This is a genomic window from Microcoleus sp. Z1_B2 (assembly GCF_036700325.1).
Taxonomy (GTDB): Bacteria; Cyanobacteriota; Cyanobacteriia; order Cyanobacteriales; family Microcoleaceae; genus Microcoleus.
The window spans coordinates 1-24,394 of sequence record NZ_JAUBOQ010000043.1 but is presented as its reverse complement, the minus strand read 5'-3'; the positions used below and the strand labels follow the sequence as shown (position 1 = coordinate 24,394).

Annotated in this window: 22 protein-coding genes and 1 tRNA gene; 7 read left to right on the top strand and 16 right to left on the bottom strand. The window is 44.2% G+C overall.

All coding sequences use genetic code 11. From position 1 onward, the window contains the following. Window positions 1–170: 170 nt before the first annotated feature. The 5 genes from QT984_RS22665 to QT984_RS22645 all read right to left on the bottom strand — a co-directional run bounded on the left by QT984_RS22665 (window position 171) and on the right by QT984_RS22645 (window position 7,869). Window positions 171–2,777: a PAS domain S-box protein gene (locus QT984_RS22665; protein WP_333209126.1), complete on the bottom strand. Its 2,607-nt coding sequence runs from the start codon at window positions 2,775–2,777 to the stop codon at window positions 171–173. Further along, window positions 2,774–3,169 (bottom strand): response regulator, encoded by a 396-nt coding sequence (locus QT984_RS22660; RefSeq protein ID WP_333056787.1) that lies wholly within the window; start codon window positions 3,167–3,169, stop codon window positions 2,774–2,776. The genes QT984_RS22665 and QT984_RS22660 overlap by 4 nt, the downstream gene beginning before the upstream one ends. Before the next feature lie 125 nt (window positions 3,170–3,294). Continuing rightward, window positions 3,295–4,731, bottom strand: coding sequence for a response regulator (locus QT984_RS22655; protein ID WP_333056788.1), 1,437 nt, complete (start codon window positions 4,729–4,731; stop codon window positions 3,295–3,297). Then, window positions 4,724–7,588 (bottom strand): ATP-binding protein, encoded by a 2,865-nt coding sequence (locus tag QT984_RS22650; RefSeq protein WP_333056789.1) that lies wholly within the window; start codon window positions 7,586–7,588, stop codon window positions 4,724–4,726. Before QT984_RS22650 ends, QT984_RS22655 begins: the two co-directional genes overlap by 8 nt. An 83-nt stretch (window positions 7,589–7,671) precedes the next feature. Next, window positions 7,672–7,869, bottom strand: a complete 198-nt coding sequence (locus QT984_RS22645; protein WP_333056790.1) for a hypothetical protein — start codon at window positions 7,867–7,869, stop codon at window positions 7,672–7,674. An 86-nt stretch (window positions 7,870–7,955) separates the two neighbouring features. Between QT984_RS22645 and QT984_RS22640 the strand changes: the two genes are divergently transcribed. Then, window positions 7,956–8,028 (top strand) — tRNA-Arg (locus QT984_RS22640). A gap of 66 nt (window positions 8,029–8,094) precedes the next feature. Here QT984_RS22640 and QT984_RS22635 read toward each other — a convergent pair. From QT984_RS22635 to QT984_RS22600, 8 genes are all read right to left on the bottom strand, one after another. Further along, entirely contained in the window at window positions 8,095–8,259 is a 165-nt protein-coding gene (locus QT984_RS22635; RefSeq protein ID WP_333056791.1) for a hypothetical protein, read from the bottom strand. A 71-nt stretch (window positions 8,260–8,330) separates the two neighbouring features. Next, window positions 8,331–9,947: a diguanylate cyclase domain-containing protein gene (locus QT984_RS22630; RefSeq protein ID WP_333056792.1), complete on the bottom strand. Its 1,617-nt coding sequence runs from the start codon at window positions 9,945–9,947 to the stop codon at window positions 8,331–8,333. 5 nt (window positions 9,948–9,952) lie between these two features. Continuing rightward, window positions 9,953–10,708 carry an alpha/beta hydrolase gene (locus QT984_RS22625; RefSeq protein ID WP_333209134.1) on the bottom strand — a complete coding sequence of 252 codons (756 nt, stop codon included), beginning with the start codon at window positions 10,706–10,708 and terminating at the stop codon, window positions 9,953–9,955. Window positions 10,709–10,932: 224 nt separating this feature from the next. Further along, complete coding sequence (locus QT984_RS22620) at window positions 10,933–11,241, bottom strand: EAL domain-containing protein (RefSeq protein WP_333261522.1); 309 nt, start codon at window positions 11,239–11,241, stop codon at window positions 10,933–10,935. 109 nt (window positions 11,242–11,350) lie between these two features. Further along, window positions 11,351–11,548: a hypothetical protein gene (locus tag QT984_RS22615; protein WP_333278355.1), complete on the bottom strand. Its 198-nt coding sequence runs from the start codon at window positions 11,546–11,548 to the stop codon at window positions 11,351–11,353. 280 nt (window positions 11,549–11,828) lie between these two features. Further along, window positions 11,829–13,391 carry a circadian clock protein KaiC gene (gene kaiC, locus QT984_RS22610; RefSeq protein WP_333056794.1) on the bottom strand — a complete coding sequence of 521 codons (1,563 nt, stop codon included), beginning with the start codon at window positions 13,389–13,391 and terminating at the stop codon, window positions 11,829–11,831. A gap of 347 nt (window positions 13,392–13,738) precedes the next feature. Continuing rightward, entirely contained in the window at window positions 13,739–14,053 is a 315-nt protein-coding gene (gene kaiB / locus QT984_RS22605; RefSeq protein ID WP_006632119.1) for a circadian clock protein KaiB, read from the bottom strand. A 188-nt stretch (window positions 14,054–14,241) separates the two neighbouring features. Next, a complete protein-coding gene (locus QT984_RS22600; protein ID WP_333056796.1) occupies window positions 14,242–15,177 on the bottom strand; it encodes a circadian clock protein KaiA in 936 nt (311 codons plus the stop codon). A 396-nt stretch (window positions 15,178–15,573) separates the two neighbouring features. Here QT984_RS22600 and QT984_RS22595 point away from each other — a divergent pair, with 396 nt between their 5' ends. The 6 genes from QT984_RS22595 (at window position 15,574) to QT984_RS22570 (ending at window position 22,612) form a co-directional block, all read left to right on the top strand. After that, complete coding sequence (locus QT984_RS22595; RefSeq protein ID WP_333375012.1) at window positions 15,574–18,822, top strand: ATP-binding protein; 3,249 nt, start codon at window positions 15,574–15,576, stop codon at window positions 18,820–18,822. A gap of 366 nt (window positions 18,823–19,188) precedes the next feature. Beyond that, entirely contained in the window at window positions 19,189–20,070 is an 882-nt protein-coding gene (locus QT984_RS22590) for a tetratricopeptide repeat protein (RefSeq protein ID WP_445305376.1), read from the top strand. Between the two features lie 235 nt (window positions 20,071–20,305). Then, on the top strand, window positions 20,306–21,499 hold the full coding sequence (locus QT984_RS22585; protein WP_333375010.1) for a glutathione S-transferase family protein: 1,194 nt from the start codon (window positions 20,306–20,308) through the stop codon (window positions 21,497–21,499). A 118-nt stretch (window positions 21,500–21,617) separates the two neighbouring features. Next, window positions 21,618–21,848 (top strand): hypothetical protein, encoded by a 231-nt coding sequence (locus tag QT984_RS22580; protein ID WP_333375008.1) that lies wholly within the window; start codon window positions 21,618–21,620, stop codon window positions 21,846–21,848. Beyond that, the gene (locus QT984_RS22575) at window positions 21,803–22,165 is read left to right on the top strand and encodes a type II toxin-antitoxin system PemK/MazF family toxin (RefSeq protein ID WP_333375006.1); all 363 of its coding nucleotides are present in this window, start codon (window positions 21,803–21,805) and stop codon (window positions 22,163–22,165) included. Before QT984_RS22580 ends, QT984_RS22575 begins: the two co-directional genes overlap by 46 nt. Window positions 22,166–22,300: 135 nt before the next feature. Continuing rightward, window positions 22,301–22,612: a hypothetical protein gene (locus QT984_RS22570; protein WP_333375004.1), complete on the top strand. Its 312-nt coding sequence runs from the start codon at window positions 22,301–22,303 to the stop codon at window positions 22,610–22,612. Between the two features lie 8 nt (window positions 22,613–22,620). Here the strand turns inward: QT984_RS22570 and QT984_RS22565 are convergent, their stop codons facing one another. From QT984_RS22565 to QT984_RS22555, 3 genes are all read right to left on the bottom strand, one after another. Next, window positions 22,621–23,592 (bottom strand): hypothetical protein, encoded by a 972-nt coding sequence (locus QT984_RS22565; RefSeq protein ID WP_333375002.1) that lies wholly within the window; start codon window positions 23,590–23,592, stop codon window positions 22,621–22,623. 111 nt (window positions 23,593–23,703) lie between these two features. Further along, window positions 23,704–23,988 carry a hypothetical protein gene (locus tag QT984_RS22560; protein WP_333375000.1) on the bottom strand — a complete coding sequence of 95 codons (285 nt, stop codon included), beginning with the start codon at window positions 23,986–23,988 and terminating at the stop codon, window positions 23,704–23,706. Further along, the coding region (locus tag QT984_RS22555) for a tetratricopeptide repeat protein (protein ID WP_333374998.1) at window positions 23,958–24,394 on the bottom strand (437 nt) is incomplete at its 5' end. The genes QT984_RS22555 and QT984_RS22560, both read right to left, overlap by 31 nt.

Sequence of the window (24,394 nt, the reverse complement as noted above, 5' to 3'; positions counted from 1 at the left end):
AGATTTTAGATTTTAGAATTGGGGATGATTTACTAGATCAGGGTTGGGATATTCCCTACAGTTGCATTATTTTGGGAAAATCCTATCAACAATATAGCAACCGTGGCCGATGATTGGGAAGTTTTTAATCGCACTTTCCCCATGCGATCGATTGCTTCTTCCTTCTGCTATTATGCAGGAGCGATCGCGCCTTTCAGACACCGCTGCATATAAATTTGAGCTACCTTATCATTAGGGTTGATTTCTAAGCAGGCCGAAAACAATCTTATAGCTTCGCCACACCTATCACTATTGTAGAGTACCAAAGCTTGCTCAAAGATTGTCTTTGTCTCTAACTTTTTCTGTCGTAACTCTGGCGGATCGGCCGCAAATACTTCATAAAGTGTTACCATTCGGGATTTGCCTTTAACTGTTACGCGATCGATCAACCTCAAATCATAAATATTGTTTAACTGTATAAAAGTATTGTGAGTAATTAACATCGAAACTTCATACTCTTTCGTTAAAGTTTCCACGCGGGAGGCTAAGTTTACCGCATCGCTAATCACCGTGCTGTCCATCCGACTTTGGCCGCCCACCGTGCCTAACATCAAAGAACCTGTATTGATGCCAATGCCAATTTGCAGCGGCGGGCCATCGACCTGATTACGACTAATATTATATTCGTTAAGCTCTTCTAGCATTGCAATTCCAGCTTTCACAGCATCGTCCGCACTGCCATCAAACAGCGCCATAATCGCATCGCCAATGTATTTGTCAATAAAACCAAAATTGTCAGTAATTGCCGGTTCCATCCGGGACAAATAACCATTAATAAATTTAAAATTTTCTTCGGGATTCATCCTTTCCGAAAGAGAAGTGAAATCGCGGATATCTGAAAACAGCACCGACATTTCTTTCTGTACCTGATCGCCTAATTTGACTTCCAGAATACTTTCATATCCCAGAAAGTGGAGAAATTGGTGCGGCACAAACCGCCCGTAAGCATCTGTTAATTTTTCTTCCGCTGCTAAAGCTTTTTGCAACTCGTCTGTGAATTGGCGGCGCTCGGTTTCTACCTCTAGACGTTCCGTGATGTCTTGAAAAGCCGCGATGGCGTAAACTATGTTTTTCCGTTCGTCGTAGATTGGAGTCGCCCAAACCTCGATCGGCACAATCCGATCCGATCCATGAACTTCTAGATCGTCCATACGCACAAATTCTCCCCGCAACGCCCGAACAATCGGTTGGCTATCCCTGGGATACAATTGATTAGTTCCAGCGTCGTAAAAATGATAAGCTTCAGGAAATTGCTCAGTACCCCCATCAAAAATTAAACCTTGGGCTAGTATCCTTTCGCCCCAAGAATTCATGTAAAAAGGTTTACCCTTACCATCCACAACAAATATTCCTACTGGCATCGCTTCCAGGAATTGAGTCAATCGGCTTTCGTTTTCTGACAGTGCCTCATTTAACTTTTCTTCGGCTGCCAAAGCTTTTTCTAAATCATTAGTAAACCTAATTCGTTCCACTTCTACCTGTCTTTGCAAACTAATATCCTTAGCAAAACCCTGATAGTAAAGCACTTCACCGTTAGCATCATAAACTGTGCGCGCATACTCAGAAATCCAGATAATGCTGCCATCTCGACAGTAAACCTGAGACTCAAACTCACACAGAGTACCGTGCTGTTTCATCAGCCCCAAAAACTCTTGACGGCGGTTCGGTTCCACGTACAATTGCTGCTGAATATCATTAATACTTTCTATCAATTCTGACGCAGAATCGTAGCCGTAAATTTCCGCCAGAGCAGGATTCGCACTGATAAAATGTCCGTCCGGCGTCGTCTGAAAAATACCTTCTAGAGCATTTTCAAATATCCCGCGATACTTCTCTTCAGCTTGAATTAGCGCCGCTTCAGCTTCCTTGCGTTCACTTATGTCACTAAAAGCAATAATCGCATAGGAAATGTCTCCTGTAGAATCATAAATTGGAGTTGCCCAACTCTCTACAGGAATAATTTTATTAGCTGTACGAATTTCTACACCCTCAGTCCGCACATTTTCGCCCCTAAGCGCCCGCATAATTGGCAATTCTTCCACAGGGCATCTCTGATTAGTCCCGGTTTTATAGAATTGATAAATAGCTGCTTTTTGCTCTGAATTAATATGTGGCACAGTGCCTTTGCCAAATACATCCCGCGCTTTCTGGTTAGCGTAGAAAGATTGCCCGTTTGCATCAAGTACACACACGCCCAATGGCATAGCTTCTAAATATTGCGTCAAGCGACTTTCGTTTTCATGGAGTTTGGCAATCAGCATCGCCTGCTTGCGGTTTAATTTTACCAACTCCTGATTCATTTCCTGCAGTTCTCTTTGTTTTTCCGCTAATTGTTTATCTTGAAAATATCTATATATTGCCTCAGTGACCGTTAATTTTAAGTCATCACATTGCCAAGGTTTAGGTATATATCGGTACAATTTAGCATAGTTAATAGCATTGGCTACCGCATCCAAATCGGCCTGGCCCGTCAGCATGATTTTGAGACAGTTCGGCGAGATAGCATGAACGCTCCTTAATAGTTCGTCTCCTTTCATGCTAGGCATGATATGATCCGAAATAACCAAAGGAACTTCATACTGTTCTGCTAAAAGTTCTGACAGCAACTCTAAAGCTTCTTCGCCACTTTGGGCCGTTTCAATTAAATATTTATCTTCAAAGGCTTTTAGGAGGTCTATTTCCAGACTATCGAGTATAGTCTGCTCATCATCCACACAAATAATGACTGGTTTTTTCATAAATTTGCTAGACCAGACTTAATCGCTTCAATTAATTCTTGATTCTGCCAAGGTTTTTCTATGAAAGCATGAAGATTAGCTTGATTTTTTGTGCGTTCGATTGCTTCTTTGTCGGCTTGTCCTGTCAGCATCACTGTCACAATTTGCGGATATTTTTGGTGGATTTTAATCAGCAACTCATCTCCTTTCATTCCGGGCATCAACCAATCAGAGACAATTACTAAAATATTAACCTCAGCTTCACAGAGCTCTTCAATAATTTCCAGGGCCTCGGCAGCACTTTCAGCAAATTCGCAAAGATATTTACCGTTAAATGCCTGTTGCAGTTCAATTTCCAGACTTTCCAACACTCCTACTTCATCGTCCACACACAAAATTGCTGATTTAGACATCGCTAGTTTCCTTCTTTAGTGGGGTAGGGTGAACCCCCATGGGCAGTACACCGTTTTCCAAATTCTACATTCTGCGCGGGTAGACTGCAAATTTTCGCCCCCGACTTCAGCATCCGGCGCTTTAGCTACTCAGTTAAATTAATCGGCAAACACACGGTAAATACTGTTTTACCGGGCCTCGACTCCACATCAATTTTACCTTGATGTTTTTCAATTATTTTTTTGACAATATCCAGTCCCAATCCGCTGCCTTCTCCCGCAGGTTTGGTGGTAAAAAAAGGCTCAAAAATTTTCGGAATAATCTCTGGTTGAATCCCCTTACCGCTGTCAATAATTTTTACCAAGAGGCTGGTATCTTGTTGTAGCGCGTCAATTGTTAAAGTCCCTTGATTGTCCATCGCTTGTAAGGAATTGTGAATTAAATTTGTCCAAACTTGATTGAGTTCATCAGGATAACATAGTACCACAGGCAATTTATCTTGATAGTTTCTGAACACTTCCACACCCTGCTTGATTTGGTTTTGGTAAAGAGTTAATACAGTTTCAATTCCATCCGTAATATTCACTTGTATTTTTTCCCCATTTACATCGTAACGCGCATAATTTTTCAGGGCAAAGACAACTTTGGCAGCGCGTTCAGTAGCGGTAGCGATGGTTCGGGCGCTTCTGTGAATGCTAGCAAAGTCGTAGGCTGTTTTTATAATATTTTCGCTGTCAGGATCTTTGAGCAACGACAAGAATTCTTGCAAATTTCCTTGCAATCCGATATTGACTAAAATGCTAGCAAGGCTGTCAGCATTGTCAAGACCTTCCGACTCTAGTTGCTGCTTCACTCCTTTTTTCAATACCCGTTTTTCTCGAGTAGATAAAGAGTAATTTTGTTGACTAGAAATGTACATCAAACGCAAGAAATCTTGCTGGCGTTCAGCAGACAGTTCTTTAAAAAAAACTGGCAAGCTTTCGAGATTGTTATCCAAAAAGCTGGTAATATTTCCAATAGACGACCGAATCGCTCCCAACGGCGTATTGATTTCGTGAGCAATGCCCGCAATCAGTTGCCCTAATGCAGCCATTTTTTCCGATTGCACTAATTGATTCTGAGTAGCTTGCAGTTGGTCTAAAGTAACTGTAAGTTCATTGTTTTTCTGTTGGAGTTTTTTTCGCAACTGGCACATTGCTAAATGGGTTTCTACCCTCACTAGAACCTCTTCCACCTGAAAGGGCTTAGTAATATAATCTACCCCGCCCACAGCAAAGGCTTTGACCTTGTCAAGTACGTCATTAATCGCGCTAATAAAAATTACCGGGATTTCGCAAGTTCGTTCATCAGCTTTGATCTTTTCGCAAACTTCATACCCATTCATTTCGGGCATCATAATATCCAGCAAAATCAAATCTGGAGGCATACCTTTGGCTGCCGAAAGCGCTAACTCACCGCTAGGTACCGGGCGAACTTTATAGCCCTTGCTGTTCAAAATTCCGGCTAGCAGCCGCAAATTAGCTGGGGTATCGTCAACTACTAAAATATTACCGCGATCGGTGCTAGGAATGTCGTTATTCATGTGATCTTGCTTGAGATATTAATTTTAAAAGTTTGTCGTACTCAAAATTTTCTATACAATTTGCGATCGCGCCTGCCGTTACTGCATCCTTTAAGCGAATTTGCTCTATCAAAGTATCAATTAAATCCATATCTGCATTCTGTATTGCTAGCTTTAAATCAGCTACCAGTGAATCAGGCAATTTTACGAAATCAGTCGCACTCATAGCGCGATCGCCCTCTTTGATTGCCGATAAATCACTTTGAGCCGGATCTTCATAAATATAGCGCACTCCGATATGTTTGTGCATAGCATCAAAAATATCGGGTTCCCGGAAAGGCTTCCTCATAAAAGCATCGCAACCCGCCGATAAAATAACTGCCCGTTCTTCCTCCAAAACGCTGGCTGTCAGCGCAATAATCGCAGTAGCTTGACCTTTAATAGTACCTTTAATGTATTGCGTAGCTTCGTAGCCGTCCATCACAGGCATTCTCATGTCCATCCAAATGAGATGCGGTTCCCAACTATCCCAAATCTCAATAGCTTCTTGACCGTTATTCGCTTCTTTTAGTTCAAAACCCAGAGGAGAGAGGATTTTAATTAACAATTGGCGATTGAGCGGTTTATCGTCTACTATCAAAATTCGATAGGTGTGTTGGTTGGGAACCAGGCCTATAACATTCCTGATCGGCTTTGGGCGTTCAATATCAGCCGCATCGACAGCAATAACTTGAATATCGAACTGAAAATTCGTTCCCTTACCAACAGCAGAACTGACGCTCATTTCACCGCCCATTAATTCCACAAATTTGCGACTGATGGGCAATCCCAAGCCAGTACCTTCTTGCGAATCTTTGCCTGTCTTGGTTTGCACGAAAGGTTCAAAAATATCGTCTAATTCATTGGTAGCAATACCGGGACCAGTATCCTCGACTTCAAAATGAAGGAAGAAGGAAGAGGTAGAAGCTGCATCGTCATTTGGGGTTGCAATGATTTGGTTGTTCGACTGACTGATTTGAGATATTTTAAGACCATTTATGGCGAAAAAATTTGTAGGTTTTGATACTGCAAAATCAGAAAAAATTCCCCCTTGTGCCTGCTGATTTCGGCCTAATGACTGCTTGCCAACTCTTACCGCTACACAGCCTGCCTCGGTAAACTTAAGAGAATTATTGAGCAGATTAATTAAGATTTGCCGCAACTTTAACTCGTCAGTTTTTATATATTGTGGCACATCGGGACTGCAGTCAAAAATCAACTGCAAGTGCTTGTCATCTGCTTTGAGTTGAAACATATCTTCCACGTCGTTTAGCAGGCGATAGAGGTCGAATTTTTGGGGATTGAGGGTGGTGCGCCCCGATTCAATTTTAGATAAATCCAGCACGTTATTAATCAGGGTAAGGAGGTGTTCTCCGCTGCTGCTAATTATGCTAATATTTTCTTGATGCTCTGGGGAGAGAGTTTGGCTGCGAGTCATCAGTTGGGAAAAACCGAGAATTGCATTGAGAGGCGATCGCAATTCGTGACTCATATTAGCAAGAAAGGTACTTTTAGCTTGATTCGCTACTTCCGCTTTGTCTTTAGCTATAGCCAATTCTGCCGTCCGCTCTTGCACTCGCTGTTCTAAAGTTTCAAAAGATTGTTGCAATTGTTGAGCCATGCTGTTAAATGACTTAGCTAATTCCCCCAATTCGTCGGAGCGTTCGCTTTCTACTGTTTTATCCCATTCACCTTTAGCAATATTTTGGGCTGCTGTATTTAAGCGCCAAATAGGATTTGTCACCCAGCGAGAAGTCAGAATGCCGATAACTAAAGCTACTCCTAAAGCTGCTAAACATAGCCAAATAGTAGTCTGGGTATTAGCATCTATTTCTTTGGTAAAATCTGATTCGGGAACAACTACCACAATCAGCCAGTCTAAACCTTTGCCATCTTGGAACGGTAGAACTTTTACAAATTGTCGCTTGTTCTCTATTTCAAAATTAAAGAGATAGGAAGTTTTTATTTGCTTTAATTCCTGAAAACGAACTGCTACATATTTAGCTGTAGCTTGAGTCGAGTGGTCAACACTCTCTTCTGCTTTGAACAGTTCTTTCTTATTATTATTGATGCGAAATGGTTGTTCGGCAGTTGAAGTTGCCAGTAAAGTACCATTCTTTTCCATAATAAATGCTTGCCCGGATTTGCCAATTTTGAGACTGTTTAAAAAACTCCCAATATGGTCTAGACGCAAGGCGCTAATTAATACTCCTTGTAGCTGATTGTTCTCGTATACAGGTTGGAGCGCACTGAGTATTAAGGTTGGTTCTAGAAACGAAATATAAACGGAACTCCAAGTTGGTTGTTCGAGATGAGCCGCATTTTTGTACGAAGGATGTTCGCGGATGTCAAAGTTTTTGACAACTGTTGCTAGGGTAGTGCGATCGCCTGTATCATTAGTATGGTAAGAATAAAAATCAAAACCAGTAGATTTGCCTGATAAATTAATCATTAGAGAGCCATTTGACAGTTTCTCTCCGGTTCGATAGTCTCCATTCTTGTTGCCAATGGAGGTAAAATTGATATATGGATATAATTGTACTTGGCGCCAAAGATATTTCTCCCAAGCGGATAAGTTGTCCATATTTAACAACCCGAGTTTGACAGCATCCAGCTTGGTTTGATTGATTTGATGGGGAGTTGTTAGGTAAACTTGCAGGTTTTGCTCGACCCGCAAACTCACCTCGCTCATTAACTGACTGGCAAGGTTATTAACTGCTTTTTGTCCGTTTCTAAAAGACAGATATCCTACGAGTCCCACGGCTCCCACGATTTGCAATACAAATGGAACTATGAGAACAGTTCGCAGCGATAATTTGTCTAAAATTTTAGAAACCATAAGATTGAGGGGTTTGGTGAACTTAGTCTAGAACCGTATTTGCACAACCTGTCTTAACTGCAGCACCATTTATTTACTGCCGATTAGCTAGGGGAATTGATGCGGGCTATTTTAGCTGTGGTAGATGCTCGACCCCGATCGCTTGTGAACCTAATGTTTGGTCGATTAAAGTCTATTATTTTACCCATTGTCGTATTATTGTTACCATTTAGGTAAAAGTTGCCGTCTCTGGCTGCGAGAATGGCCTGATACCCGATCGCGCGGGCGAGTTTAACCCGCATGGGTCAAGCGGTTTGGAGGCCGGCCAGGAAATTTGCGATCGGCACTCGCCATTTTCCGCAAGACGTGTTATACTTCAGAAAGTCGAGGGCACGTAGCTCAGTGGATAGAGCATCAGGTTCCGGTCCTGAGGGTCGGGGGTTCAAATCCCTCCGTGCTCACTTTGTATGTCGTTTGCGGAGTAAGGGTTTCAGGTTAATTGTATTACCGATAGTCCTATTTTCCGCTCAAATTTCGCTCCCATCTGTTCCAAGTATCTCCAAAACCACCTCCATATCTGCCAAGTTTGCGCCGGACTTTTTGCGCCGCGCTTTCAACTGGTTGAGCAAGTCGGCTGGCTCTGGAAAATCTGCGACGGTCGGAGCGGAGTTTTCCAATAGCTCCGTGCTCATGTAGATTTATAGAATGACTGATTTTGATAGACCGGGGACAAATTTTTGTCCTCGGCCTCAATTATTGTGATTTAAGCGTCAGTGTCAAAAATTGAATCGCCACTGTACTCGCAGGTCGCGGACTGATTGCGCCCCTGTTGCTTGGCACGGTAGAGTGAACGATCGGCAAGCGCAATCAAGTCAGCCGATGATAGTTCCGAAATCGGAATTAAGTTGGCGATACCCATACTAATAGTAACTACATCGCTCACATCAGAGGTTTTGTGAGGAATATGTAAAGCTTGAATAGCAGCGTGAATCCGTTGGGCCACCGAACTCGCTCCTTCAATATCTGTATTAGGCAAAATGATGGCAAATTCTTCTCCGCCGTAACGCGCCACTAAATCCGCCGGACGGTACACCACCTCTTGCACCGTCTGAGCAAGTTTGAACAGACAACTATCCCCCATTTGATGACCGTAGGAATCATTATAACGTTTGAAATAATCCACATCAAATAACAAAAGAGAAATAGGTTTTTTTTCCCGGTATAGCCGCTGCCATTCATGTTCTAAGCGGTCATTAAAACAGCGACGATTAGCAATTTGAGTCAACCCATCAATATTTACCACTTGTTCTAAGAGATGAGTAGCGCGCGCTAGTTCTTCGTTAGAGAGTGCCAGTTGTTGATTAATTTCTCTCATCCGCGCTTGAGCCTGCTGCCTTTCTGCCAATTCCTTCTGCAATTTCTGAAAAATATCCGCTTGTTTAATGGCGATCGCTAACTGATTAGCAATCTGTTTAACAAGGTCAACTTCAAATTCTTCCCATTGCCGAGGAGCAGAACATTGATGAATACATAACAACCCCCACAAATCTTGTCCATTGAGCAACGGCGCAACTAAATTAGCCCGAACCGGAAATTGTTTCCAAAGAGCGCGGTAACAGTGTTGAAGGTCAATATTATTGATATTTTCTACTATCTGCGTTCTCCATTCTTGATATGAATCAGGATATTGTTCACCACAACAATGGTCGTTAAATTGATTTTTGCTTACCAATTTACATCCTTCGCCTACGGATTCTGAAACAAACTCACCATATCCAAATTTACTATCAGGATCGAACTTAAATATGCCGACGCGCTCGGCATCAAGAAACAAGCGAATATCCTGCGAAGCAATCTCAAAAATTGTAGACAAATCAAGAGATTGACGGATGTGTTGAGTAATTTCTTGAAGTAATATCGCCTTGTCGTACTGTTTCCGCAGAGCGATTTCTGCTTGCTTTTGGGCGAGAATAGCTGCCTCTGCTGCTTTTTTTGCTTTAATAATTTCACCTTCGTATAGGATACGCTGGCGGATACAGATCAAGATGCAATTGTTGACGAAGCTTCCTCCTTTCTCCCGACGCACAGCGTTGATCAGCATCGGTATATCACTACCCTCCTTTGACCTTAATGAGAAGTAAATTTCCTCTACTTTACCATGGAGCTTCAACAGGGGGAAGAAATGGGTTTGATAGAAAATCCGGCTGGCCATTGGCAGAATGAATTCCATCTTCTGTCCCCGCAGTTCATCGGTTTCGTATCCGAGTAATTGCAGTAATGTGGCGTTGACCATTACGATCGTACCATCGTCAGCAAACGAGAGGAATCCACAGGGTGACGTGTTGAGTAGCTCGTCTATCTGGTAGGTCATGTTTGCCATACAAATCAGGTAGTATGAGGTACACTCAAATACTCCTTAATCATCTCGATCGTCTCTTGTGGATGACTCAGGTGCGGGCAATGTCCCGTAGCTTTCATCACCCGTAGCGTACTTTTAGGTAGGTGGCGGTGGAGGTAATCCCCTACCTGGGTGGGAGCAATCACATCATCAGCGCATTGCAATATCAGTGTAGGTACTGATGCCTTGGGTAAATCACTGCGATTGTCAGAGTAAAAAGTTACCTCGGCAAAGCGACTTGCAATCACCGGATCCGTAGAGCAAAAACTTGTCTCAAGTTCCTCCGTTAACTCAGGACGATCCTCATTCTGCATCACCATTGGCGCCAGAAAGCTTGCCCAACCAATGTAATTTTTCTCCATGATATCGAGGAGATCCTCAATATCTTTGCGCTCAAACCCTCCGTAATAATTTGGTAAATCATTGATGTAGCAAGGTGAAGGCCCTACGAAAATCAGGCGATTAAAGTAATTAGGAGCTTGAATTGAGGACAGAAGGCCGATCATACTGCTGACAGAATGACCGACAAAAATTACATCCCTCAAGGCTAATTGTTCACAGATATCGAGGACATCCTGAACATAGCCATTGAGGTCGCTGTACCGTTCATAACTGTAGGCACTAATATCAGACTGTCCCGAACCTACATAATCAAATAGGATAATTTTGTAATCCTTCTCGAAGGCCTGTGTTACGAAACGCCACATATTTTGATCGCACCCAAATCCATGAGCAAACATCATCGTCTGGGTGCCTTGTCCTAAGACTTTTATATTATTCCGTAAGAAAATTTTTTTAGTCATTTGAGCGAGACGAGCATTAAATTAATTATAAGACTTTTGCGCGCTTTCATGAGGGACGATTGCTGATCCCACATAGTGGTAGACAACAATTCAGGATGTCGGATTAATTGAATGGCAACCTCAGCAATGGCAGGCTTCCTCAACATATAACGCTGCCCGATTTCCTAGGCGATCGCTTGTAACGATTCCCATTTCGCTGGGGCTTCCATTCCTTCAGCAATTATGCTGAGATTTAACCCCTCTGGGATTACAACTATGGGTTTTTGAATTCCGCGATCGCTCGGAAGGCTAGCTAAATCCCGGACAAATGAGGGATCAATTTTGAGCGACTTCACCAGAAAATTTTTCAGATTCTTAAAAGCAGCATAGCCAGTCGCAAAATCCTCGACAAAAATCCCAATACCATGCTTTGATAATTTGCTCAAAACATGGTATGTAATGTCAACATTAAGCATCATTACAGTTTCCGTAATCTCTAGCTATCGATATTTTGGCTTCATCTCGGTGCGATCAACAATGCGATCGCTCTTAGCGATTAAAGTCGGTTGGCTGAGTTGACGTGCCGACAGATTCACCGCGATATTAGGAAGAATTAGTCCTGCTGCTAGCCACTGCTGATATTGCCCACAAGCTTGCTCTAAAACCCATTTGCTCTTCGGGCAAAATCAATCTAGTTTTTTCGGCGAGGGGAATACATCGATGGCGATGAATCCAACCTACTTCAGGAGAATGCCCTCCTCCTACTATAACTTTAACACCAGCAAGGCTACCTGTTTGCAAATCGAGTAGAGACAGGATTTTATGATTTTTGAGATGTCATTGAAATATACAATTTAGAGAAACAACAGCTTACCCCTAGATTTTTACCACAACCAATTTAGTGGGATTACTATAGCAAAAGGCGGTGATGAAGAAGGCAATAAAAGCTCCTATTTCAGCAATTAAGAACCTGCCAAATATTGTCGCGGTTGCTATAAATGTTCACAAAATCCTCAAATTAAAAAAGTTGGGTTTCCTAGCTCAACCCAACCTACTTTTAACAACGAATTACTGCTAACTCTCAAATATCCTCGTCATCTTGACCTTGCACACCCTGGAGAATCCGCGATAGCTCACTCTTCTCATTAATCGTAATCCGAGTCGGAGAACCGCTGATAATCCGTTCGTAACCACGGAACGAATCTTTAATTTGTGGGCCTCTTTCAGTAATTGTGTATTCCCGGATTCCTTTGTCGTGCCACGAACCGCGCATCTTAAACACATTAATTGCCCGCGACATTTCTCCTCGAATCTCTACATACTGCAGCATAATAATTGTGTCAGTAATCGTAGAAATATGGGAGTCGGTAATCGAATTAGAACCCATAAACTGGTCGCTTGTATTCGTAAAAAAGCCAGTGATTTCTTCCTGCTTCGCAAAACCTGTCACTCCGATCACAAATTGCCTGAAAGCATTATTGCTGACACCCCTAGCTAAAGCCGACAGCGAGTCTATAGCAATTCTAGAAGGTTTGAACTCCGCAATTTCTGATTTAATAGTCTGCAAGTGGTCTTCCAAACCAGCAGATTCCGGGTAAGTACACAGCAGCTTCAGCATTCCTTTCTGTTCCATTTCCTCAAAATCAATGCCCCAAGAATAAGCATTGCGGAACAACTGAGCTCGCGACTCTTCATAGGCAAACAGCAGCGCCCGATTGCCGTTCATACAAGCATTCTGCAAGAACTTGCTCACCAACAGCGTTTTGCCGGTTCCCGTTGCACCCGTAGCCAAAATAATCGAGTCTTTGAAGAAGCCGCCACCGCACATCTCGTCGAGAGTTTTATCGCCCGAAGAAACCCGCACGTTGGAAGACTTTTGAGTTAATCGCATCGCCCCTAATGGGAAAATATTAATTCCGTCATTAGTCATAGTAAAAGGATATTCGCCCTTCATATGAGTTGTACCGCGCAACTTCAAAATTTCGATGGTGCGGCGGCGGCGTTCTCCTTCCAATACGTTGCGAACAATCACCACATTATCCGACACAAACTCTTCCACTCCAAACCGAGCCACCGGGCCGTATTCTTCCACCCGTTCCGTCGTCATAACTGTAGTTGCTCCGACTTGTTTGAGGCGCGCAACTAAGCGAAAAATTTCTCGGCGCACCACCGATGCAGCATCGTACTGCTGAAATACGGCGGTAACAGAATCTATTGAAACCCGCTTGGCTTTGTACTTGCGAATGGCGTACTGAATTCGCTCGATTAAGGCTGATAAATCAAAATTTCCTACGATATCTTGACCTTCTGGATCGGGGGAAGCGTCCAAAATAAATAGCTTGCCTTCCTCGATTAACTGTGCTAGATCCCAACCGAAACTGCAAGCATTTTTAATAATATCTGTCGGAGATTCTTCAAAAGTTACGAACACTCCAGCTTCGTCAAAATGGGTAATTCCATTATAGAGAAATTGTACGGCAAATAAAGTTTTTCCCGTTCCTGATGTGCCACTGACTAGGGTGGTTCGGCCGATGGGCATTCCGCCGTGACTGATGTCATCGAAACCCTCAATCATCGTGCGAATTTTTTCAACTCCTGCCGTTACCAATCCTTCTCGTTTAACCGTTTGACTAATTTCATTCATGTCGATTTTTGTCAACTCTCAGTATTCTTTAGTTGTCACTCATTAACCGCGGATCGTGAGTCTTTGTACCCAGCTTTTAGTTTTGGCTCTTGCTCAATAACTAATGACTGCTGAATGCTGACTAATGACCCCGCCCAAAAACCGATACCGTGCCACGTACTCCTGTCGTGGAAAGATAGAAATTTTAGACTTTTGTTCAACCTCCCAGATTCATCTGTGGAGTAAATCTAAAATCTAAAATCGTTCGACGATCGCGCGACTCGACGCTTCGACGCTCGCGCTCGCCGAACGTTTGACGCCAAACCGAAGTCTCAAATCTAAAATCGACTGACTCTTACCTGATTATCTTATGAATTCAGGTCTTCTTCGCGAAGTTCTTCATAGAGCAAATCTAATCCTATCAGAACTTTCTCACGATCGGACAAATCGCCAATAATTTTTCGCACCGGCGGCGGCAGGATTTTGGCCAGCGTCGGGGTTGCCAATATTTTGTCCTCTTCTGCTAGCTGAGGGTTTTTGAGAACATCTATGACTTTCAGCGCGTAGACACCTTGAAATTCTTGTTCTAGGATGTCCTTTAGGGTTTTCAAAGCTCGCACTGAGTTGGGAGTATTCCCCGCAACGTATAGCTTCAGAACGTAGGTTTTCTTCAGAGGACTCATGAACTTTTTTAAATGTTGAGTATTAGTTGTCAGATGTTAGTTGTAGTTGTTATTTGTCTTAAATCCGCTGTTCTTTGTTATTTTATAATAATTTCAGCCTCACGCTCGATCGGCAGTTGGTCGGCTCCTTTATTTTTTGTTAGATTCTACCTTCTACCTTTTGTTTCTTCAATTATGCCAAATCCCTGCTACATTCTACCTTGAGATGTCTCTTTCGGAATCGATCGCCGATACATCTCGCACATATGAGCGATCGCGTCAATCAGGGTCAAACGGTAATCTAGCAATATTTCCTCGCTGCGCCCTTCTAATTTTAGCTGTTTAGCAAACTCGTCCATCAATTCCATGTGAATTTCTACAATTTGAGTCACGGGAACGTCAGCAAAAAAAGCCAAATTCACAAATTCATCTATTTGATTGTTGACGGCAGCATCTTGAGAAAAGTAATTCAAAACGATGTCGCGATAACTTGACTTGAGTTGCTCCAAAAACTTTTGCTTTTCGGGGGCCGACAGATTTTTCAAAAAAATCTGAGAATTTCTTTTATAATACACACCTAAGTATCCTAATCGCTCCCGTAATTTTTCCGCCAGTCGCCGCTGCTGTCGGCTGAGCAAACTTTGAGCAGTCAATTGGGCTGTCGCATCGACGGTTACGGATTGGTAATTGACAGGAACCGGAGTTGAAAGTTTCAGAAATTGTGCGATCGCCCGATCGATAGCGGCAGCTATGGATCTCGATCGAGCGATTGCCAGTTGCACCTCAGCAGGGTGATAAAAAAAAGCACAGCTTTCGTCTTGACTCTGGTTGGCGGTACTGGCTGCGGCCTCAAAACCATCTGAATATGGTGCTTCGGGCTTGCCATCTACCTGCGCGTGAGGCGAAAAAATCACAGCAGGCAAAAAGAGCGATCGTTCTTGCAGCTTCCCCAGAAGCGATCGCAGATCCCCATCCACCTCCAAAACCAAACAATCAAGGTGATAATTGTGTTTAAGGAACCCCAAAAGCTCCACTGCCGACTTAATGTGCGTTAAAGTATAGCGTTCGCCTCTCAAAAGCTCGATCGCAGAGGCTGCAATTTCCTCAGAGCGGACAAAAATACCGATAGACAGTTGAGGAAGCAAAGCTGTAGGTGCACCACCTAAGTTGCCTGAAAGTGCTGGATCGCTCAGAGTTGATATCTCCTTTACAAAAAACTTAACATTTTAACAATCATCTCAACATTTATTTTAACCAATCTTAACCGCAAAATAAGTGATGCGCTTCTACCAGAGGAAGAATCAAAGTGTACTCCGTGGTTTTTGTGTCAAGCACCCTGAGCGTGATTTCTGCAATTAAGCTTAAGCCTTAAAATAATTGCTAGTCGCCTCAAATCAGGCGTAGGCATCGAACTCCCCGGTCTCGGTGCGGATAACGAGCCTGATAGCGAACTGATATAAAACAAATAAGATACAGAAATTCGCAGCTACATTGAGCATCAAAAATATTACTGCTCTCGCGAGCAGACTTTCAGGTTTGTTATGCCACTCACCACCCCCAGTCTCAAAAATTTTATCGAGCCAGTGCCGCTGTGCCTCCAAACGAGTGCGCTAGAATCGCTGCAGTCAATTTTCAGCTCCTGCAACTGCGATCGAGTCGCAGTAGTCAACGAACAGTTACAGCCGCTGGGATTAGTGTACCTCCGCAGCCTTTGGGCTTGGGGAGCCGATCGCACAAACGACGGGCCGCAACCTTTGTCAGAAAGCTCGATCGCGATCGAACCAGTCAGAGCATTACCCGCCACTATGAGCGTCAGGGAATTCTGGGAGTACCTGCAAACAGAAGAACAGAACACCCCAGCCCAGCCAAACCGCCAAACCGCCGGCATTTCATCAAACAACCCGATCGCCGTCACAGATGCCAGCGGTCAATTTTTAGGAATGCTAGACAGCCTGAGCCTGCTGCAATTCGCCGCACTCAACAGCAGCTCGCTCTGCAGCCTCACAGAGCAGGAAACAGCCGTCAAAGAAATCGAATTAAAACCGGTTTCCGAAGCCATCGCCACGGCCCTAGGCGCTCAAGTACGCTTTTTAGAAGCAGGATTGAAACCTTCGGAAAACCTCAACTCCCTAGTTGAACTGTTGGAAAAACTGCCCCTGCCCCTGAGATTGCAAACCCCAACCGCACAAATAGTCAGTCAAAACGCAGCGTGGCGGATTTTGCTGGGAGCAGGCCCAGAACCAGTTCCCGAACCAGCAGCAAATTTGGGTAAACACTCGCCCCGCAAACCAAGCAATTTAACAAGCGAATACAAGAGCGTGCAGTTTGAGGCCATCACCAAAGACTGCAGGAGCCTAGTAGGAGCAACTAGAGCGGGCGATTCCCTGCGGGATAGCTTCGCCGCGCGTGATTCAACCGCAGCCACCAGTTGCCCGCTGCCCCTGTACGCCGCCGCCTCCCCCTCAACATTAACCGCTCCAGCTTGGTGTCCCATGGCCGGCAAACCAGACACCTACATTTGCGAGTGCCCCGTACAAAAAGGTCAAGAACGGATCTGGCAATTTGTCAAACAGCCACTCTCAGACAAGCTAATTTTAGTAATGGGACAAGATGTCACCGAAGAACATTTAGTCGCCAAAGAACTAGCAGCGAAAAACGCAGATTTAATCCACCTCAACCGACTAAAAGACGAATTTTTATCCTGCATCAGCCACGAACTAAAAACCCCGCTCACCGCCGTCCTCGGTTTGTCCAGCCTCCTCAAAGATAAATTGATCGGAGAACTCAACGATCGCCAAACACGCTACGCCAAACTAATCCATAAAAGCGGGCGGCATTTGATGACAATAGTTAACGACATTTTAGACTTGACCCGGATGGAAACCGGGCAGCTAGAACTAATTCCCGAAGCAGTGGAAATAGCATCAACCTGCCAAAGAGCCTTTGAACAAGCAAAACAACTGCAACAGCAAGAAGAAAAAAACCCTCCCGCCCCCAGCAAAACGGACGGTACAGCCAACGCAGAACCATCCGCCCAAATAGAATTTACACTCGAAATAGAACCGGGACTGAGCCAATTAATTGCCGACGAACTGCGACTGCGGCAAATGCTAGTTAACCTCCTTTCCAACGCCCTAAAATTCACAGAAATCGGTGGCAAAATCGGATTGAAAGTAAATGTTTGGGAAGGCTGGATCGCATTCACAGTTTGGGACACTGGCATCGGCATCCCCGCCGACAAACAGCACCTAATCTTTCAGAAATTTCAACAGCTAGAAAGCCCCCTCACCCGCCGCTTTCAAGGAACCGGACTGGGACTGGTACTGACTCAACGCCTAGCTCGGCTCCACGGCGGAGACGTTTCGTTTATTTCCTCAGAAAACCAAGGCTCTCAATTTACCCTGCTGCTGCCACCAACTCCTCCGGGAAACAGCAGCGAAGAAGTCCCGGCACCGGGAGCCGCTGAGGAAGAATTATTAAAACCCCAATATCAGATTCCGATCGCCAATTCTCGCTCTCGTTTAGTATTAATAGTCGAAGCCGTTCCCAAATATATCGAAGATTTAACCAACGTCATCTCAGGTTTGGGCTACCAAGTAATAGTCGCCCGTTCCGGCACCGAAGCGCTGGAAAAAGCGCGCAGGTTCAGTCCCGAAGCGATTTTCCTCAACCCGCTGCTGCCACTGCTGTCGGGTTGGGACGTGCTGACGCTGCTCAAGAGTGACCCGGATACCCGATCGATTCCGGCGATCGTCACGGCCACCAGAGGCGAAAAAGAACGGGCCAGCGTCAACCGAGCCGAAGGCTTTTTGAGCTTGCCGGTGGAAGAACCAGCTTTGCGGAGGCTGCTGGCAGACTTGATCGGTCACAGTAATGCCAGTACCAGCAAAGTGAGGAGTTCTTTAACCGTATTGTGGCTCAGCCCGCAAAACAGTTCCTCTCAAGGTTCCGCTTTACTGCTCAACCCCAACTACTGCCGGGTTTTAGAAGCAGACGACCTCGGCCAAGCAGAACTCGTGGCCCGAATTTGGCGGCCCGATGCGATCGTCTTAGACGGTACAAGTCAACTGCAAAACCCCTTAGCTTTTATCGAACAGTTAAGTCGGTCTCGAAATTTGGGTTCTCTCCCCTTGGTGACTTTAGACTCCCGAACTACACAACTGGCAAATCAAGTCAAAGGATTGTCGGTATTTCCCTGTTTAGCCACTAGCAGTCCCGACGACGGTGAAACTTCACCAACCGGGTTAATGCCAAGTGCTTTGTGGCAAGTAATTCAAGTTGCTGCGGGCATGAGTTGGAAGCCCAGCATTTTATTTGCCGACATTTCGACTTTACCGGATTTGCACTCCTCTTCTGGGGGGAAGCCGACGGGAGAATTGGAACATGGCGATCGATCGACCGCGGCCGAGATTCCCCTCCCCAATTCCCAGTTTTCTACTCCCAACTTTCAAGCTTTGATTCAGTACGTCCAAACCGCAGGATTTCGAGGGTCGATCGCTCAGAGCTGGACAGAAGTTTTGCAGCAGTTGCAATATCAAAGCGTTGACTTAGTTTTGCTGTGCTTGCGAGATGCCCCCTCAGAATCCCCCGCTATGTTGCAGGCGCTATCGAACCTGCGGCAAATGGCAGTAAAACTGCCAATTTTAGTCTGGGATTATCGATCGGCTGTAAATTCGGAATCCGAGGCGATCGACTTTCTACTGGAAGAAGTATCTGCCAAAATTTTGCCTTCTTCCCTATCGGCAGCACAATTGTTAGACAAAATTCAACAAGCTTTATTAACTCACTAAAATTTTTGAAAATGAAGGATTTACCAGGTTTAGATTGAATAATTTACTCCTTTATAACCAGTAAAAACAAAAGAGTATTTAGGACAAAAAAAAGGATTTTTTAAGTTTTAAAATATAAACCGCGAAGCGTTATTTATTGACTCATTTAAGTTGCTAATAACTCATAATTGTGCCTATTTGTAGTGAGGTAATCAGTCGTGTCTAAAACAGTGAATAAAAACGACAATCCAGAATGTAAACATAATTTGAGAAGTATTTAAATGAAAACCAAAAAGTGTTGCGAGTCAAGAAGCAATATCAAAACTCAAAAATATGAGTTATTATAGGCGATCGAGAAACCCTTATATTTTTTTCTGGGGCTGTACAGTGCCTAATCGCATTCCTTTAATATCTCTGCTACTCGCACTCGGTTTGGGGGCAATGCCCGAGCCTGCTGTTGCACAGGCACTCCTGCCTTACACCCTGCAAATCGACTCGGCCCAACTCGAACAAACGGCATTGAGCCTTGCAGAAGAAGCCGTCCAGCTAGCCAGACTCCAGCAGTACCAACTAGCGGTACCCAGAGCCGAACTCGCCACACAGTTAGCCCCCAAAAATGCTCAAACTTGGACTTTGTTAGGTAGCTTGTACCTTCAAGTCGAGCAGTTTGACAAAGGCATTGAAGCTTTGGGACAAGCTCAATCTCTGTCGCCCGAAAATCCATCAATTAAATTTGTCTTGGGAGAAGCTCACTTTCGGAAAGCGAACTACGAGAAAGCAGCCGAATATTTGCAAGCAGGATTAAAACTCAAACCAGACACTCCAGGTGCATTATTTGATTTAGGCAATGCTTTTTATAAGCTGAAGCGGTTCGATCAGGCGATCGCCCAATACGAAAAAGCCTTTGCTTTAGAAAAAAATCTTTGGCCTGCTGTCAACAATATCGGATTAGTCAAATACGAAATGGGAGATGTTGATAGCGCCATCAAACGCTGGCAAGAAGCGATCGCGATCGACGACAAAGCAGCCGAAGCAATGCTAGCTCTAGCAGTAGCATTCTACACCAAAGGTGACAAAGAAAAAGGCTTAGCGATGGGAGAAGCAGCTCTGAAACTAGACCAACGCTATGCTACCGTAGAATATCTCAAAGAAAACCTCTGGGGCGATCGTTTAATCGCAGATACGCAAAAGTTGCTAGCCACTCCTGAAATGAAAGCAGCACTGGCTAAAATTCAAGACGCCCCTCCCCCTCCCCAACTGTCGCCTTAATTGTAGTTAAGTTTGTAGTGAGGACTGAAGTCCTCAAAGCCTTTTTTAACTGAGAACCAACTATCTTATTCAGCACTAAGACCAAAAAATAGTTGAATGCGCTATCGGTAGGGGTAAGGTGCGCGCACAGCGCACCCTACAGATAGAGTTGGTGCGTAAGTTTTATTATTGCCACGAAGCAGTCGCTGTCTTCAATTCCCCAATCTAAAATCTAAAATCTAAAATCTAAAATCGCATGACCCCCCTAAGCTGGACAGAATTAGAAGCCCTCACAGACTTTGAAGTCGATCGCACAAACGGCCCAACTAACGCTCAATCCCGCTTGCGCCTCTTTGGTAAAACCGAATCCGATGTGCGAGTCACCCTGTACCGCGATAACCATGCTTGGTGTCCCTACTGCCAAAAAATCTGGTTGTGGCTGGAAGAAAAAGAAATCCCCTACCGTATTGACAAAGTTACAATGTTCTGCTATGGGGAAAAGGAAAGCTGGTACAAGCGGAAAGTGCCTTCGGGAATGCTACCGGCGATCGAACTAGACGGCCGCATCATCACCGAAAGCGATGATATCTTAATCGCCCTCGAACGAGTCTATGGCCCCTTGGGTTTGGGCATGGAACACCCCGCAGTAATACCCATGCGGCGGTTAGAGCGACTGCTGTTTAGGGCCTGGTGCTCTTGGCTGTGCTATCCAGCAAGTTCAGCCAAAGTAGAACAACACAACCGCAACCAATTTATCAGCGTCGTCGCCCAGGTAGAAAAGGCCTTAGCTAGCACTCCGGGGCCTTATTTCCTCGATGAATTTGGCACTGCGGATGTCATCTTTACGCCCTACGTCGAACGGATGAATGCCAGTCTTTACTACTACAAAGGCTACTCGATGCGGGAAGAAAACCCGCGCTTTGCTGACTGGTTTGCAGCGATGGAAACCCGCCCTACCTATCGCGGCACTCAGAGCGATTTTCACACCCACGCCCACGATTTACCGCCTCAGATGGGCGGGTGTTATGAAAACGGCGAACCTCAGATGCTAATCAATAAAGCCCGCGTGGATAATGGGCCTTGGGCTGGACTGCCGGATGTGATGTATCCAGAACCGGAAACCTCCCGCGCTGAAGCACTTCACCGCGTCATTAAGCACCACCGCAATATCGTTCGAGTCAATCCTGCTGATGACAACTTATTTGATGAGGCTTTGCGCTGTGCTTTAACTTTGATGATGACTGGCGAAGTTTGTACGCCGCCGCCGGGTTCTGATTCGGCTTTGCGGTATTTGCGCGATCGGGTGAATGTGCCGCGTGATATGTCGATCTACGCAGCCAAGCGGCTGAGGGAAGCGTTGGAGGAAACGGCGGCTTTGGTGGGTGATGGCCAAGGTTCTCCGATTCTCGCGAAACATCGGCGAGATCAAGATCCGGCTAATTTTGTGTAGGATTCTAGGGCATATCGGAATCAGACGGAATCGGCGTTGCTGCTGCTCTACTTCATCAGCTTGCTATCTGCTCGATCGTTGTGCTACCATTGGTAGTATTAAAAGTGGCATACATAATATGAAAGTATCTATCTCTTTGCCAGATGAGCTAGTGCGTTACATTGACGATCGTGTAGAAAATCGCAGTCGGCTAATTGAGCTTTTATTGCAAGGATGGCGTAAACAACAAGAACAGCAGGCAATGGTAGAAGCCTGTTTATTGCTCGATGAACTGAGTGATGAATTAACCGATGAGGATGAAGCATGGCAGCAAGCAGCGATTACCGACTGGGAAGCATCTGGCTCGTGAATTTCGATCCCTCAGTCGGTACAGAAATCCGCAAGACTCGACCGGCGGTAATTATTTCAGGAACTGCTTTTAATCAACGCAGTAAAGTCACAGTTGTGCCCATCACTTCTGCTGTTCCAAACGAGCATTTACGACCCATTGTTTTGCCAGTAGTTCCTTCGACTCTCAATGGTCTGAGTACGGAGAGTTTTATCGTGTGCGTCGATCCGATGACGTTTGATAAACGCAGACTTGTGCGCTGTCTTGGACAATTGGAGTTGCAGCAACTACAAGAAATTCAACAGATTTTGGCTCGATATTTAGAACTTGAAGATTAGGGCAATCCAAAAGAATGAGCGTTAGATCGAATCCGTTGGTATCAAAATTATTCATCTCTATCTTCTCTGACTCTGTGGCCTCTGCGGTTTAATCATCAGGTAACGGACGGATATATTCGCTGTTGGTTTGCGGGGATGGGGGATGCGGCGACGGGGGAGAGTTTAGAGGCGGCGTTAGCACAGTCAGAAAATTCCCGTCTCAAGGAGTTGATACAAAATCCGTTGCGGTTGTCGATGTTATGTCAAATTTGGCAGACAGGGGGCGGTTTGCCGGAAACGCAGGCAGATTTATACGGGCAGTTTGTGGATTGGGTGTATGACTGGAAGGCGGATGAGGAGATTTTAGACCAACGGGAGGCAATTGATACAGCCTTGGCGCGGTTGGCGTTGGCGGTGATCGAACAGAATGTAAGCCGCATATTAGTGTCCGGTACATCCGATTGTTAGATGAGTAATTAGAAAAGCATTAGATTTTCGTCATTATGGTCAATATCAATTTGAGTGACTGTTGCCAAGTAAAAGTTTTTGATAGCATCTATTTTTTGTTGGGAAAAAAGATTGAAGTGATCTGGAGAGATGACAAAGTTTTCGCAATATCTCAGTATAGTCTTAGAAAGAAGATAGATTTGATATTCACCACTAGCATTTATAATTTCATCAGCATAAGGTCTTAAATCTTTTTGATGATCTCCCAGATAAGAAAGCAAAATAATTGTATCTTTTTTTTGTGGAAACACATTGAGAACAATAAATTTTGGTTCAGGTATTTTCAGCCAGATGATGCTTTTAATTGGATCAAATAGGGAGCTTACAGCCAAAGGACAATTTCTCTCAATCCGAATACACTCGTGTTCAATTTTCGTGAATGAATTACTGTTGTAGATATTATCGTATATCTGTTTGTATTTATATAAATCATAAGCATTTGCTATTGCCATCGTTGCATCCAACATTGGTTTATCCATATTTTTAGGATCGCACTGTTTTTTATTAACAAACTCCTGATAAATATTTTGTGAATCTATGGCTTTTTTTATTCTTGTATGTAATTCCCGGAGAACTGATCTGTAAGCGAACAAGAATTTTTGCTGTTGATTACTAACGTCAAACTCATTCATGTCTATTGGACGGAATAGTTCACTATCATGTTTCTTACATAATCCTGTAAAAGTTGTTGCTTTATTGCGTCCAACCTTCTTAAATTCTATTTCTTCTGACCCTGTATCAAGATTTAGTCTGGCTACAGCCATAACGACATGATTGTTGCTGGCTAGTTTGTCTAAAATTTGACTATTCTGAATTGAGTGTGCGTTGATACAGTCTTTAGTACAATCAGACTTAGGCCATAAGCATTTATTATATTTATTGCTGAGTTGAGTATATATCAAATTTTTTAACTCATTCATCACTTTTTTATCTTTGGTCATCAGGTTTATTCCTCGTTTTTATTCATATAATGCTGGTAAAGCGTCGGCAAGTTTTCAACTTCTCGATCGGAAAGACCATAGCTTTTCCAATAGTTCTTAGCTTCTCCCATGTCAATATCCTCTTCCCATAGTTCTTTCTATATCTTGTACAACTTGTTCAACAGCACCAACAAAACTTAAATCTTTGCGCCAGTAATGACACGCAAGAGAAGCACCTAAAACTGTCTCAATAAAATCATCAGCAGTAGGCATCAAGTTTCTTGTCAGCACTGTGACGATTGTGGAGCGAAACTCTTCAATCTGTGCCTGGGTATATTCAGCATACTCAGTATTACCGGAACGACCAACATCAACAACTTTAATCCTTACCCTGTTGTGACTATCACCTTGTACCATAGTTCCATTGCCTTTTCATAGTAAGCCATTTGGCCTTGTGCTTTAAACAATTGTGCGGCTTTCTGTAAATCCTCAAGAACCCCTTTTTTATCTCCTAATTTGCTACGGACTATACCCCGGTTGGCGTAGGCTTGAGCTAAGTCAGGCTGAAGTTCAATCGCTTTATTCAAATCGGCGATAGCCCCTTTTTCATCTCCTAATTCGCTACGGACGTTACCCCGGTTGCCGTAGGCAAAAGCTAAGTCAGGCTGAAGTTCAATCGCTTTATTATAATCAGCGATCGCCCCTTGTTTATCTCCTAATTCGCTACGGACTTTACCCCGGTTGCCGTAGGCAAAAGCTAAGTCAGGCTGAAGTTCAATCGCTTTATTATAATCAGCGATCGCCCCTTGTTTATCTCCTAATT